At 67.3% G+C, this 13380-nt stretch carries 15 protein-coding genes and 1 tRNA gene; 8 read left to right on the top strand and 8 right to left on the bottom strand.

Annotated elements, in window-relative coordinates; genetic code table 11:
* Positions 1–85 precede the first annotated feature (85 nt).
* Both ACNFJ7_RS08910 and ACNFJ7_RS08905 read left to right on the top strand, forming a co-directional pair.
* A complete protein-coding gene (locus ACNFJ7_RS08910) occupies positions 86–364 on the top strand; it encodes an integration host factor subunit beta (protein ID WP_019370175.1) in 279 nt (92 codons plus the stop codon).
* Between the two features lie 47 nt (positions 365–411).
* Positions 412–498 (top strand) — tRNA-Leu (locus ACNFJ7_RS08905).
* 14 nt (positions 499–512) lie between these two features.
* Here ACNFJ7_RS08905 and ACNFJ7_RS08900 read toward each other — a convergent pair.
* Entirely contained in the window at positions 513–1016 is a 504-nt protein-coding gene (locus tag ACNFJ7_RS08900; RefSeq protein ID WP_019370174.1) for an NUDIX domain-containing protein, read from the bottom strand.
* Between the two features lie 104 nt (positions 1017–1120).
* On the opposite strand from ACNFJ7_RS08900, the gene ACNFJ7_RS08895 reads away from it, so the two are divergent.
* From ACNFJ7_RS08895 to ACNFJ7_RS08885, 3 genes are all read left to right on the top strand, one after another.
* Positions 1121–2575, top strand: a complete 1455-nt coding sequence (locus ACNFJ7_RS08895; RefSeq protein WP_019370173.1) for an ABC transporter substrate-binding protein — start codon at positions 1121–1123, stop codon at positions 2573–2575.
* A 10-nt stretch (positions 2576–2585) separates the two neighbouring features.
* Positions 2586–3005 carry a DUF4112 domain-containing protein gene (locus tag ACNFJ7_RS08890; RefSeq protein ID WP_019370172.1) on the top strand — a complete coding sequence of 140 codons (420 nt, stop codon included), beginning with the start codon at positions 2586–2588 and terminating at the stop codon, positions 3003–3005.
* A gap of 109 nt (positions 3006–3114) precedes the next feature.
* A protein-coding gene (locus ACNFJ7_RS08885) for an IS630 family transposase (RefSeq protein WP_152997892.1) occupies positions 3115–4061 on the top strand; the annotation gives its coding sequence in 2 pieces (ribosomal slippage) (positions 3115–3451 and positions 3451–4061; 948 coding nt in all).
* Positions 4062–4073: 12 nt separating this feature from the next.
* Here ACNFJ7_RS08885 and ACNFJ7_RS08880 read toward each other — a convergent pair.
* From ACNFJ7_RS08880 to nadA, 5 genes are all read right to left on the bottom strand, one after another.
* On the bottom strand, positions 4074–4454 hold the full coding sequence (locus ACNFJ7_RS08880) for a VOC family protein (RefSeq protein ID WP_019370204.1): 381 nt from the start codon (positions 4452–4454) through the stop codon (positions 4074–4076).
* A gap of 80 nt (positions 4455–4534) precedes the next feature.
* Entirely contained in the window at positions 4535–5245 is a 711-nt protein-coding gene (locus ACNFJ7_RS08875) for a ribonuclease T2 family protein (RefSeq protein WP_019370205.1), read from the bottom strand.
* Between the two features lie 14 nt (positions 5246–5259).
* On the bottom strand, positions 5260–6105 hold the full coding sequence (gene nadC / locus ACNFJ7_RS08870) for a carboxylating nicotinate-nucleotide diphosphorylase (RefSeq protein ID WP_019370206.1): 846 nt from the start codon (positions 6103–6105) through the stop codon (positions 5260–5262).
* 33 nt (positions 6106–6138) lie between these two features.
* Positions 6139–7101 (bottom strand): helix-turn-helix domain-containing protein, encoded by a 963-nt coding sequence (locus ACNFJ7_RS08865; RefSeq protein WP_037513773.1) that lies wholly within the window; start codon positions 7099–7101, stop codon positions 6139–6141.
* Between the two features lie 154 nt (positions 7102–7255).
* Complete coding sequence (nadA, locus tag ACNFJ7_RS08860) at positions 7256–8257, bottom strand: quinolinate synthase NadA (RefSeq protein ID WP_019370208.1); 1002 nt, start codon at positions 8255–8257, stop codon at positions 7256–7258.
* Positions 8258–8394: 137 nt separating this feature from the next.
* Here nadA and ACNFJ7_RS08855 point away from each other — a divergent pair, with 137 nt between their 5' ends.
* Genes ACNFJ7_RS08855 through ACNFJ7_RS08845 form a run of 3 tightly spaced genes read left to right on the top strand, consistent with a single transcriptional unit; the run spans position 8395 to position 10020 of the window.
* Complete coding sequence (locus ACNFJ7_RS08855) at positions 8395–9228, top strand: TIGR00266 family protein (protein ID WP_019370209.1); 834 nt, start codon at positions 8395–8397, stop codon at positions 9226–9228.
* On the top strand, positions 9215–9781 hold the full coding sequence (locus ACNFJ7_RS08850) for a GNAT family N-acetyltransferase (protein ID WP_019370210.1): 567 nt from the start codon (positions 9215–9217) through the stop codon (positions 9779–9781). Before ACNFJ7_RS08855 ends, ACNFJ7_RS08850 begins: the two co-directional genes overlap by 14 nt.
* Positions 9760–10020: a hypothetical protein gene (locus ACNFJ7_RS08845; RefSeq protein ID WP_019370211.1), complete on the top strand. Its 261-nt coding sequence runs from the start codon at positions 9760–9762 to the stop codon at positions 10018–10020. The genes ACNFJ7_RS08850 and ACNFJ7_RS08845 overlap by 22 nt, the downstream gene beginning before the upstream one ends.
* A 39-nt stretch (positions 10021–10059) precedes the next feature.
* Here the strand turns inward: ACNFJ7_RS08845 and ACNFJ7_RS08840 are convergent, their stop codons facing one another.
* Both ACNFJ7_RS08840 and parE read right to left on the bottom strand, forming a co-directional pair.
* Positions 10060–11235, bottom strand: coding sequence for a hypothetical protein (locus ACNFJ7_RS08840; RefSeq protein WP_019370212.1), 1176 nt, complete (start codon positions 11233–11235; stop codon positions 10060–10062).
* Positions 11236–11400: 165 nt separating this feature from the next.
* A complete protein-coding gene (gene parE / locus ACNFJ7_RS08835; RefSeq protein WP_026009249.1) occupies positions 11401–13377 on the bottom strand; it encodes a DNA topoisomerase IV subunit B in 1977 nt (658 codons plus the stop codon).
* Between the last annotated feature and the right edge of the window lie 3 nt (positions 13378–13380).

Genomic DNA, 13380 nt, shown 5'->3' with positions numbered 1-13380 from the left:
TGAAGATTGGCCAACAGCGCTAGGGTTTCCTTGGGGATAGCCGCGCGCGACCAGATTGGCCGCGCGCGCCAAGGGAGGGGAGCGGATGATCCGTTCTGAGTTGGTGCAGTTGCTGGTTGATGAGAATCCGGGCCTTTCGGTCCGGGAAGTCGAAAAGATCGTCTCGGTCTTCTTCGACGATATCGTAAGCCGGCTGAGCGAAGATGGTCGCGTCGAGTTGCGCGGCTTTGGTGCGTTTTCGACGCGTGCCCGCGATGCGCGGGTGGGCCGCAATCCGCGGACCGGCGAATCGGTGGAAGTGGATGCCAAGCGCGTCCCCTATTTCAAGCCGGGCAAAGAGATGCGCGCGCGCCTGAACGTGTGATGCGTGCTTGACACGTGGTGCCCGGCAGCGTCTTGGCTGCCGGCCACGCGGACGTGGCGGAACCGGTAGACGCCGGAGACTTAAAATCTTCTGCCCCTCGGGGCGTGCGGGTTCGAGTCCCGCCGTCCGCACCATCGCGCCTGCAGGGTCACCAGTCTGGCGCTGGCGGTCTCGCCTCGCGCCATTCGGCGATCCTGCGGCGGGTGGCGGTGGTGGTATCCGGCGGTAGCGCCTCCGGATCAAACGCCGCCGCATCGGTAATCTCCAGCGACGGGCGGAACGCGAAGCGAACCTCCTCCACCACGGCGAGCGTGACTGTGTCGTGCCGGTAGTTGGGCCGATGGGCGAGTTCGCCCAGCAGGCGCACGCGGCCGTGCGCCACCATGCCGATTTCCTCGCGCAATTCGCGCAGCAGCGCGGCCTCGGCGCTTTCGCCCCGTTCCTGCCCGCCGCCGGGCAGATGCCAGCCCGGCAGATAGCTGTGGCGTATCAGGATCACTGCGCCCGCATCGGTCACGGCGATGGCGCGCACTCCGCGCGTCTGCGGCCGAGTGACGAACCAGCCGATCGTGCGCAGCGCCAGATAGCCGCGCAGCGCGCCGGCAAGCGCGACGGAGACGATCGGGTTGCGGCGCAGGCGGCGTAGATCCATGCCGCCACGGTAGAGGCTGCAGCGCGCCGGCGGAACCCATGGCAGGGGTTGGCAGCCTGTGCCGGCTACCATAGAGGTTGGCCGTCCGTTTTTTCGGGAGTCCGATGGTTCGCCCGCTCTTCCCCCTGATCGCGATCGCGCTCGCCGCCTGCGCCCCCGAAGGGCGGCGCAAGGACGATACGCCGGTGGTGGTCAGCGCGATCGGCAGCGCGGACCTGCTCGTCGATCCGGCGAGCATGGCGATCGACGGCGCGCAATCGGTGGCGATGGCGGCAACCGCGCAGGGGCTGGTGCGCTACGACGCGAACGGCCAGATCGAACCGGCGCTGGCGGAACGCTGGAACGTGTTCGACGATGCCCGCAGCTATATCTTCCGCCTGGGCGAGGCGCACTGGCCGAACGGTCAGCCGGTAACGGCGGGCGAGGTGGTGCGCGCGCTGCGCCGCGCCGTTGCCGCCCGGGCGGGCAATCAGCGGCTCGCGCCCTATCTCGCCGTGATCGATGAGATCGTGGAGATGACGCCGCAGGTGATCGAAGTGCGGCTGAAGCATCCGCGGCCCGATCTGCTCAACTTGTTCGCGCAGCCCGAACTGGCGGTGTTCCGGGGGCGGGGGATCGCCGGTTCCGGGCCGTTCCGCATCGTTCCCGGCCGGCGCGACGGGCTGCTGCTCCGCCCCGCCGAGCAGCCCGGCGACGAACCCGCCGCGAAGCCGGCGCCGGAGGAGCATGTCCGTCTGCGCGGCGAGCGTTCCGCCGCGGCGATCGCCCGGTTCCGCGCCGGCGCATCCGATCTGGTGCTGGGCGGCACGGTGGTCGACTGGCCGATCGTCGGGCATGCGGGGATCGCGCAGGAGAATATCCGCTTCGATCCCGCCATCGGCCTGTTCGGGCTGGCGGTGCTGCACCGCGACGGCTTCCTCGCCACGCCGCAGAACCGCGCCGCCATCGCCATGGCGTTCGATCGCGCCGGGATGACGCGGGCGATCGCACCGAACTGGACTCCGACCGACACGATCCTGCCCGCACAGCTCGATTCGGCGGCGCCACCAGCGCCCGCCGCTTGGGCGACGGTGCCGCCCGACGATCGCCAGGCGCTGGCGGCGCAGCGGGTTCGCGAATGGCGGGCGGTGCATCGCGGGCCGGTCGAGATCGCGCTGGCGCTGCCCTCCGGGCCGGGCGCCACCTTGCTGTGGGGCCATCTCGCCGCCGCGCTGATCCGCGCGGGCATCACGCCGCAGCGCGTGGCCCTTGGCGATCCGCGTGCCGACCTGGAACTGATCGACGCAGTCGCGCCCTATGACAGCGGCCGCTGGTATCTCGCCACCGCCTGCCGCGCCTGTTCGGAGGATACCGCGACGCTGATCGCCGCCGCGCGCGACGCGCCCGATCTGTACAACCGCACCCACCGCATCGCCGAAGCCGATGCGATGCTGGCGAGCGACGTCGCCTTCATCCCGCTCGCCCAGCCGCTGCGCTGGTCGATCGTCGCGCTGCGCCTGTCGGACTGGCAGGGGAACGCGCGCGCCTGGCACCCGTTGAACCACCTCCGCAAGGAATGAGGAACAGGCAATGCCGCGCGCGAAACGATTGGAAGGCAGCTTCATCCATCGCCTGCCGATGGGCACGGACGCGGCGGCGGTGCGCCAGCGGATCGAGGCGATGGAGCATCTGCTCGAACGCAGCCTGACCATCCCCGGCCTGAACCGCAAGGTGGGGCTGGACGTGCTGCTTGATTTCGTCCCCGGCGTCGGCCCCAGCGTGGCGGCTGCGATGGGCGCCTATCTCGCCTTTGAGGCCCGCAATTTGGGCATGCCGAAGCGCACCATCGCTCGCATGGCCGGCAATATCGGCGTCGACTGGGCGCTGGGCATGATCCCGTTCGTCGGCGCGATTCCCGATTACTTCTTCCGCTCCAACACCCGCAATGTTCGACTGATCAAACGCTATCTCGACAAGCACCACCCGGCGAGCCGCGTCATCGACCAGTAACGCGCATCGGTGGCTTAGAGCGGATTTCGACCGCACTGAATCGGTGAGGGATTCCCAAGGAACGCGATTTCTGATTCAGAATGCATGCCGGTGAAGGAGTCCGGCATGGATGGGTCATGCTTTGTCGATGGATTTGCGGGTTCGTCTTCTGGCTGTGATTGACGGCGGGCTGAGCTGTCGGGCTGCAGCCGCCCGGTTTGGGGTTGCGCCGTCGACCGCGATCCGCTGGCACGCCCAGCGGCGGGAAACGGGCAATGTTGCCGCCAAGCCGCAAGGCGGAGACATGCGTTCGCGTCGGGTTGAGGAACGGGCAGCTGACATTCTCGCGCTGTGGGAGGCCCGCAAGGACATCTCGCTGGAAGAGCTTCGCCGAGCCTTAGCCAAGAAGGGTCTGGCAGTCTCCGTCGCAGGGCTGCATCGCTTTTTCGCGCGTCGAGGCATGACGCGCAAAAAAAGACTGGCCATGCTGTCGAGCAAGACCGGCCCGACATCCTGAAACAGCGCCGCGACTGGTTCGACGGCCAGGTCGATCTGGAACCGGAACACCTGGTCTTCATCGACGAGACCTGGACCGCCACCAACATGACCCGCAGCCATGGCCGCTGCGCCAGGGGTGAGCGGCTGCGGATGGGATATCCGCATGGCCATCGCAAAACCACCACGCTGGTTGCCGGCCTGCGCATGACCGGCATGGTCGCGCCGATGGTGCTCGACGGCCCGATCAACGGCGACTGGTTCGAAGCCTATGTGGCGCAGGTCCTTGTGCCCACACTGCGCCCCGGCGACATCGTCATCATGGACAATCTGTCGAGCCACAAGCGACCGGCGGTCCAGCATCGGATCGAGGCGGCAGGCGCAACGCTGCGCTTCCTCCCGCCCTACAGCCCTGACTTCAACCCGATCGAAAAGGCCTTTGCACGCCTCAAGGCCATGCTGCGAAAAGCCGGCGAGCGCACTGTCAGCGGCCTGTGGAACCGCATCGGCGCGCTCGTCGACATCTTCCAGCCCAGCGAATGCGCCAACTACTTCAGTTCCTGCGGATATGATCCAGATTGATCGGAAAACGCTCTATTGCGTTGCGATCCACCACAGATTGCCAGCCGGATCGCGAAAGCCGCCGCGCAGATCGTCGTCCGCCGCTTTCCGAACCGGCGCCTGCACCGCTTCCGCGCCGGAAGTGATCGCCCGATCGTACACGGCTTGCGCATCGGGGACGTACACATGGATATGAACCTCCGCCGACAGATAGTCGGTTGCGCCGCCGCCGATCATCACGACGCTGTCGTCGATCCGCAGTTCGGCATGCATCAGCGATCCGTCGGGCCGATCGTAGCGGCGGAGGACGGTAGCCTCGAACACCGCTGTCAGGAACGCCATCACCGGTTCCGGCGATCGGCAGATCAGATAGGGGCTGAGGGACGGATAGCTTGCCGGTTTCCAGTCGCCCATATCCGCTCCGCTGCCCAGCGTTCAGGTCCGGGCCGCGATACTAGCCGAAAGTCTGCTGGGCCGGAAGCGTAACCGCGCCTTTACCGCCCCCGCCAGATCTTCAGCGCCGAGTCGTCCGCCGCGCCGCCGGTGCCCGCCTCGCAGCGGCGATAGCGGAAGCGCGTGTCCAGGCAGAGCCACAGCTCGTCCAGCCAGCCTTCGCGCGTCGTCGTCACCCGGATCGCGCCGACCGGTATCGCCCGGTTCTTCGCCGCGAAGGCGCGCTTGAAATCGCCCACAGTGCCGTCGCCGCGCGACAGGGCGTCCATGTCCGGATAGCGGATCGCCTGGTACAGGTTGGTGGCGCGCCGGAAATAGGCCTCCGGCGTCGTCTGCATGCAGGTGCCGTGCTTGGCCCATTCGTGCTGGATCAGCTGTTCGGACGGCGTGGCGCACATCGTCTTGCGGATCAGCGCGGGCGGCAGAATGTCGGTGCGTTTGCAATATTGCGGCCAGCTCTTGCCCCGCCCGTCCGGCCACAGCCCGTGCAGCGTGAAGCCGAAGCGGTTGCCGCTGCCGCACTGGAAGGCGCGCCCTGGCTCGTCGCCATGCGCGCGGCAATAGCCGGGGGACCAGGTGAGCGCGAGCGTGTAGCTGCCGATCGGCATCAGCCGTCGCGGTTCGCGCGCGCTCGGCAGGTCCGGTCGCGGCCGTTCGACCCTGTTCGGCACCACGCACATCTGCGCCTGCGCCAATGCCGCGCCCGGCAGCAATGCCGCAACGATGCCCAGCGCAACCACCATCGCCTTCATGCCGTCGCCCTCCCTCACAATGTCGCGAAATCGAGTCCGATATCGGCAGCCGGCGCCGACTGGGTCAGCCGCCCGACGCTGATATAGGTGACGCCGGTTTCCGCGATCGCGCGGATCGTGTCGAGATTCACGCCGCCCGATGCCTCGGTCGGCACCCGGCCGGCGACCAGCGCCACCGCCTCGCGCAGCATCGGCGGCCCCATATTGTCGAGCAGCAGATGCGTCGCGCCGGCATGCAGCGCCGGTGCGATCTGGTCGATCCGGTCCACCTCCACGATGATCCGCTCGACTCCCGCGGCCACTGCCCGCGCCACCGCCGTCTCCACCGAACCGGCGACGGCGACATGGTTGTCCTTGATCATCGCCGCATCCCACAGGCCCATGCGGTGGTTGGTCGCCCCGCCCATGCGCGTCGCATATTTCTCCAGCACCCGCAGCCCCGGCAGGGTCTTGCGGGTATCGAGCAGCGTCGCGCCGGTGCCGGCAATGGCATCGACATAGCGGCGGGTCAGCGTGGCGATGCCGCTCAGATGCTGCACCGTGTTCAGCGCCGATCGCTCGGCCGTCAGCAGCGCGCGGGCGAGCCCCTGCAGCCGCAGCAGCTCGGTGCCCGGCGCCACCGAATCGCCGTCTGCCACCAGCCGTTCGATGCGCGCATCGGGATCGAGCGCCCGGAAGAACGCCTCGGCCAGGCCCAGGCCCGCGACGGTGATCGGATCGCGGCTGTCCATCACCCCGGCGAAGCGCGCATCGGCGGGGATCACGGCGGCGCAGGTGACGTCGCCGCCTTCGCCCAGATCCTCGGCAAGGGTCGCGCGGACGAACTGGTCGCAATCGAAACGGGGAAGGGCGAAAGACATGGCCACGGCTGTAAAAGCCGGCGCCGCCCGCGTCTATCCGAATGGCACCAGTTCGGGCCGTCCGTCCAGATAGCAGGCGGCGGGATTGGCGAAGCGGAAGCCGCCGGCGGCGAGCCGGATCAGAATCTGACGGGTGTGGAGCAGCGCGGTGCGCGCATCCGCCAGCCGCTGAGCATCGGTGATCGCCGAATCGGCCAGCATCACGCCTCGCTTGCGCCGCACCAGAAAGCCCGATTCGACCATCGCCGCCACCCGGCGGTGCGCGGTCGACGGCGGCAGGCCCAGCGCCCGCGCGATCGCGCCGGTCGATACCGGCCGGCGCAGCGCTTCGGGCGGCACCGGGCTGAATTCGGCATAGGCGATCGATGTCGCGCGATCTTCCATTATCGGGCGGCAATTGGCGCACAGAATGGCATTCGCCATCACCATGTCGGTCCAGCTTTGGTAGCGATGGGCGCTGAATTCGACGCCGGTCAGCAGAATGTCGTGCGCGGCAGCCAGCCCTGACCGCCAGTCATAGGGGCGGTGCGCGCGTGTTTCCGGAAGGGCGAATCCGAACGCGGCCAGGTCTTCGGCCAGCCGCACCAGCGCATCATGGCTGCTACGGAACAGCGCGGCGATCTCCGGCCGCGCCTGCACCGCTTCGGGCACGGTAACGCCCGCGGGGCCGCGCGTGCAGAGCCCCCGGTCGCATAGCGCGTGGATGTGCCGCCGCATCGTTTCGAACGGGCGGGCGAGCGATGCGGCAAGCGCGTTGATGCTGATCGCCTGCGACGCCCGGCGCTCGGCCAGCGCATGGCCCGGCGACGGCATGTCGCTGATCCGCGCGACCACCATGAACACGATCGCGCGATCCAGATCGCCGTCCAGCGCCCGCGCACCGGCGGTGATCATCGAAACCTGCAGTTCTGCGATCAGCCGCGCCATCAGCCCCGCCCGCGGAAGCTGCGGCGGCGCGCCGTTCCAGGAAGCGGCGGACGGGGGAGTGTCCTGCATCAGCGTTCACGGCCCAGAGCGTATCGAGACCTTGGCCGCGCCGCCTCTTGCCGGGGGTCGTGCCAAGGTTTGCATATCGTTTCTACTGCGCATCGAGCCGCGCGTCGACGCCCCCTGGGTTTGCCCGGAGGCTGGGGCACTCCCCCAGCATGCGTCAGGCGGGCAGCGGCCCCAGATCGCCCTTGCCGACGGTGCCGGCGGCCATGTCCAGCATCCGGTCCAGGCTCCGCTTGGCGCGCAGGCGCAGCCCTTCCTCGATCTCGATGCGCGGCGTCAGGTCGCGAAGCGCCAGATACAGCTTCTCCATCGTGTTCAGCGCCATATATGGGCAGATGTTGCAGTTGCAGTTGCCGTCCGCGCCGGGGGCGCCGATGAAGGTCTTCTCCGGCATCGCCTTCTGCATCTGGTGGATGATGTGCGGCTCGGTCGCGACGATCAGCGTATCACCGGGCATCGCCTTGGAGAAATCCAGGATTCCCTTGGTCGATCCGACATAATCGGCATGGTCCAGGATGAAGGGCGGGCATTCGGGGTGCGCGGCGATCGGCGCGCCGGGGTGCTCGGCTTGGAGCTTCAGCAGCTCGGTCTCGCTGAACGCTTCGTGGACGATGCACACGCCCGGCCACAGCAGCAGCTCGCGCCCGGTCTTGCGCTGCAGATAGCCGCCCAGGTTGCGATCGGGGCCGAAGATGATCTTCTGATCGGCCGGGATCTGCGACAGGATCTTCTCGGCCGACGAACTGGTGACGATCACGTCGCTCAGCGCCTTCACCTCGGTCGAGCAGTTGATATAGGTCAGCGCGATGTGATCGGGATGCTTGGCCCGGAAGGCGGCGAACTGGTCGGGCGGGCAGCTGTCTTCCAGGCTGCAGCCGGCGTCCATGTCCGGCAGCACCACGATCTTGTCGGGCGACAGGATCTTGGCGGTCTCCGCCATGAAGCGCACGCCGCAGAATGCGATCACGTCCGCGTCGGTTTCCGCCGCCTTTCGGCTCAGGTCCAGGCTGTCGCCGACGAAATCGGCCAGGTCCTGCAGCTCCGGCTTCTGATAGTAATGGGCCAGGATCACGGCATTGCGTTCCTTGCGCAGCCGCTCGATCTCGGCGCGCAGGTCCAGGCCCGTCAGGCTGCCGCCAATGCCGTTACGCGCGTCCATGCATCCAAACTCCCATTGCGTTGCGGGCGCACATGGCCCGGCTGGTCCCTGCGATCAAGGGCGGCGCGTCCAGGGGCTCGCGTCGGGCGCGCGTTGGTGTAGTATTCGACTGCAACGGATCATCTGGAGAGTAGCGCATGCCCCCCTCAAGCCCTTGGACGCACCACCGCCGCGACGGGATCGCCGACGATATCGATTTCGAGATCAAGGGGCAGGAGCTTCAGTTCGTCGAGATCGAGCTCGATCCGGGCGAAAGCGCCGTCGCCGAAGCTGGCGCGATGGTGTGGAAGGATGCCGCAATCGGCATGACGACGGTGTTCGGCGACGGCAGCGGTGGGCAGGGCGGCGGCTTCATGGACAAGCTGCTCGGCGCCGGCAAGCGCCTCGTCACCGGCGAGAGCCTGTTCACCACCGTGTTCACCCATAATGGCCACGGCAAGGCGCGCGTCGCTTTCGCCTCGCCCACGCCGGGCGCGATCCTGCCGCTGCGACTGTCCGATTATGGCGGCACGCTGATCTGCCAGAAGGATGCGTTCCTCGCCGCGGCCAAGGGCGTGTCGATCGGCATCGCCTTCCAGCGCCGCGTGATGACCGGGCTGTTCGGCGGCGAAGGCTTCATCATGCAGCGGCTGGACGGCGATGGCTGGGTGTTCGTGCAGATGGGCGGCACCGTGGTGGAGCGCGAACTGGCGCCCGGCGAGGAACTGCATGTCGATACCGGCTGCGTTGCCGCACTGACGCCCTCGATCGATTTCGATCTCGTCTCGGTGGGGGGCGTGCGCAGCATGTTCTTCGGCGGCGAGGGCGTGTTCTTCGCCCGCCTGCGCGGGCCTGGCAAGGTGTGGATCCAGTCGCTGCCCTTCGCGCGGCTCGCCGGGCGGATGGCGGCGGCGGCGATGGGCGGTGGCCCCAGCCGTGGCGAAGGATCGGTGCTCGGCGGCCTGGGCGACTTGATCGGTGGCAATCGCTGAGCGTTCGGGGGCTGCGCGCGGCACGCCGGTGCTTGCCACCGCGCGGCTGCGCCTGCGGCCGCGCGAGGTGCGGGATGCCGAGGCGCTGTTCCCCAGTCTGGCCGACGCCGAGCTGATGCACTGGTGGAGCCACGCGCCTCACCGGGATGTCGCCCAAACCCGCACCAGCTTTGCCCGCACCGATCCGGACTGGCGCGTCTGGGCGATCACGTTGGCGGAATCCGACGAAGCGATCGGCTATGTCGCGGTGGGCGAGAAGCGGCAGCGCAACGTCAGCGAACTGGGCTATCTGCTCGCCCGGGTCCATTGGGGGAAGGGGATCGCCGAAGAGGCGCTGACCGCCGTGATCGAGCAGCTGTTCGCTGAGGGCCAGCGGCGGGTTTTTGCGGACACCGATCCGGACAATGTGTATTCGCGCCGGCTGCTCGAACGGCTGGGCTTCCGGCTGGAAGGGGTGCTGCGCGCCGAATGGGAAACCCATATCGGCATCCGCGACACCACGCTCTACGGGCTGTTGAAGGAAGATTGGACATGCCGACCCCGCCCCGCCTGAACGACCCCGCCGAACGCGCCGCCTACAAGGCCGAGCTGAAGCAGATCGCGCGGCCGCTGCGGATGGGCGCGGTGTGGCTGGCGGTGCTCGGCGCGCTGCTTGCGGCGCTCAGGGCCAAGGTTTGGCCGATGCCGGTCGCGGTACCGGCGGCGGTGCTGGCCCTCGCCTTCTTCCTGATGGTGCTCGGCATCACCGTGCGGGTGAAATACCACCAGCGGCGGATGCGGGGGGACCTGTAGGCCGCCGCTGCCGGTGGGGCGGCAGTCGCGCAGCAGCGTTTAGGTCCCCGGATTGGCGGAAGGGCGCGCCGCGACATTGTCTGGCGTCAGATCCAGCCAAACCAAGCGCGCATTGGTGTTCTGGGTACGTACGCGGCTGCTGGCGGTTGGCATAGTCGACCAGTCCCGCACGAACGAGAAGCGCTCGACACGATAACTCACCGCCTCGCCGCTAGCCGGCACGAACGGTGCGTAGCGGCGACGCGGGATGGTGTCCGTCACCTGCTTTACCCACCGCTCGTCGATGCCATCCGTCCGGCGGAGAATCTCATACCCTTCAACCTTGCCCTGCCGCGTCACGGCAATGCGCACGTCCATCCAGTCAGGTTCGATCTTCGCGCCGCTTCCTCCCATCCTGCTCTTGCCATGCTTGTTCAGGATCACCGGCGGCGCATAAAGCAGGAACGGACGATCAAACTGCTGTGGGTCGATGTTTGCGATTGCCGCGTCCAGCGCCGATTCGTCCCGTTCGCCACCGGTATCCCGAGCCCGAAGTATCACCGCTGCCACTCGGAACTTCGCCATGTCCGGCCCCTCGACCGACTCCAGCTTGGTCAGCGCGGCGCGATAGCGCTGCCGATACTCGGGGTTGAAGCTTGCAAGTGCGTTGAGCAGGGCCGCGCGCCGGAGCAGCGCATAGGCGGCAACTTGGGGCAGGCCGGCGCGTTCGGCCTGGCGTTCGACATCCTCGTAGATGTCATAGGCGGCGCGATGGCGGCCCGCTTGCGAGAAACTCTCCGCCAGCGAGGTGCGCTGCAAGAAAACTCTGCGATCTTGTTTGTCCAACCCGGCCTTCAGGCTGTCCAGGGCGTCGATCTGCACGATTCGGCTGACGGCGGGCTGGCCGTTCATTTCGATGAGCCTGCCATAGGCGCGTTGCAGGTCGGAGACGTCGACCGGCAGATCCTGCCGATGGCGCTTGTTGCGATGTACCGAATTCCTCAGCGTTGCGCGGGCGCCATCGAAGTCGCCGGCGATATACTGACTCTCCGCATGCGCCAGCGACGCATCGATATCCTGCTTCGGGTCGCACCCTCGCGCAATGCAGGCCTCAAGCTGCTCGCGGGTCTGTTCCAGCGAGGTTCCTGTTACGACGATTTCCGGGTCTTTCGAGGCATCTTGCGCATGCACCGCCGGTGCAAGAACGAACGCAAACATCAGGGTGGGCAGACGCATACGACTTCTCCCATCAGCAGGCTCATCAACGATGGCCCGCGTTGAAATCTAGAGAATTTCTGCCCTCATGTCCTGCATTTTATTGTTACTATGAGGGTGCAGGAGCAACGGCGACCGCAACTGGGTGTGGACCATCGCCGCTTCAAGCGCGTTCTTGCTCCGTTTTCAGGCGTCGATCACCTCATCGTCGAGCCGAGCCGCATTTTCTTGGATGAAGGCGAAGCGGTGGGCCGGATTATTGCCCATCAGCCGGTCGACCAAGTCCTTCACCCCCGCACGCTCCTCATATTCCTGCGGCAGCGTCACGCGCAGCATGCCGCGCGTCTTGGGATCCATGGTGGTTTCCTTGAGCTGGTTCGGGTTCATCTCGCCCAGGCCCTTGAACCGGCTGACTTCCACCTTCTTGCCCTTGAACGCCGTCTTCTCGATCTCGATCCGGTGCGCGTCGTCGCGGGCGTAGAGGCTCTTCGAGCCCACGGTCAGGCGGTATAGCGGCGGCTGGGCCAAGTAGAGATGCCCCTTGCGCACCAGGTCCGGCATTTCCTGGAAGAAGAAGGTCATCAGCAGCGTCGCGATATGCGCGCCGTCGACGTCCGCGTCGGTCATGATGATGATGCGTTCGTAGCGCAGATGGGCGGCGTCGCAGTCCTTGCGGGTGCCGCAGCCCAGCGCCTGGATCAGGTCGGCGATCTCCTGGTTCGCCAGGATCTTGGCCGAGGTCGCGCTGGCGACGTTGAGGATCTTGCCGCGGATCGGCAGGATCGCCTGGGTCTTGCGGTCGCGTGCCTGCTTGGCCGAGCCGCCCGCCGAATCGCCCTCGACGATGAACAACTCGGTGCCTTCGGGGCTGTCGGCCGAACAGTCGGTCAGCTTGCCGGGCAGGCGCAGCTTGCGGCCGCTCGTCGCCGACTTGCGCTTGACCTCGCGCTCCTGCTTCCGGCGCAGGCGATCGTCCATCCGCTCCAGCACATAGCCGAGCAGCGCCTTGCCGCGCTCCATATTGTCGGTGAGATAATGGTCGAAATGGTCGCGGACCGCCTTTTCGACGAGCGCGGTCGCCTCGGGGCTGGTCAGCCGGTCCTTGGTCTGGCTCTGGAACTGCGGCTCGCGGATGAACACCGAGAGCATGACCTCGGAGCCGGTCACCACGTCGTCGGGGTTGAGGTCCTTGGCCTTCTTGTTGCCGACCAGGTCGGCGAAGCTGCGCAGGCTCCGCACCAGCGCCTGGCGTAGGCCCTGCTCGTGGGTGCCGCCGTCTGGCGTCGGGATGGTGTTGCAGTACCAGCTATAGCTGCCGTCGCTCCACAGCGGCCAGGCGACTGCCCATTCGACGCGGCCCTGCGAATCGGGAAATTCCTGGGTGCCCGCGAAGAAATCCGCGGTGGCGCATTCGCGGCTGCCGACCTGTTCCTTCAGGTGATCGGCAAGGCCGCCGGGGAACTGGAACACCGCTTCCGCCGGCGTGTCGTCGGTGATCAGCGACGGGTCGCACTTCCAGCGGATCTCGACGCCGGCGAACAGATAGGCCTTGGAGCGGGCGAGCTTGTACAGCCGCGCAGGCTTGAACAGCATCTCGCCGAAGATCTCGGGATCGGGGGTGAAGGCAACGCTGGTGCCGCGCCGGTTGGGCGTGCCGCCGATCTTCTCCAGCGGTCCCAGCGTCTGGCCCTGGCTGAAGCGCTGGCGATAGAGCTGCTTGTCCCGCGCCACCTCGACCACCGTGTCCACCGACAGCGCGTTGACCACCGAGATGCCGACGCCGTGCAGGCCGCCCGAGGTGGCATAGGCTTTGCCCGAAAACTTGCCACCCGAGTGGAGCATCGAGAGAATCACCTCGAGCGCCGACTTGTCCGGAAAGCGCGGGTGGGGATCGACCGGCATGCCGCGGCCATTGTCGACGATGGTGATGCGGTTGGGCGCGGCGAGCGTCACCTCGATGCGGTTGGCGTGCCCGGCGACCGCCTCGTCCATCGCATTGTCGAGGATTTCGGCGGCGAGATGGTGGAGCGCGCGCTCGTCGGTGCCGCCGATATACATGCCCGGCCGGCGCCGCACCGGCTCCAGGCCTTCGAGCACCTCGATCGACGAGGCGTCATAGGTGCCGGCGGGGACGGAGGGCGCAGCGAAGAGGTCTTCGGACATGCG

It is taken from the genome of Sphingomonas sp. HT-1 (assembly GCF_048568905.1).
In the GTDB taxonomy this organism is placed as follows: Bacteria; Pseudomonadota; Alphaproteobacteria; order Sphingomonadales; family Sphingomonadaceae; genus Sphingomonas.
Note: the sequence above shows the minus strand (reverse complement) of the source record. Positions and strands in the feature narration are given on the sequence as shown.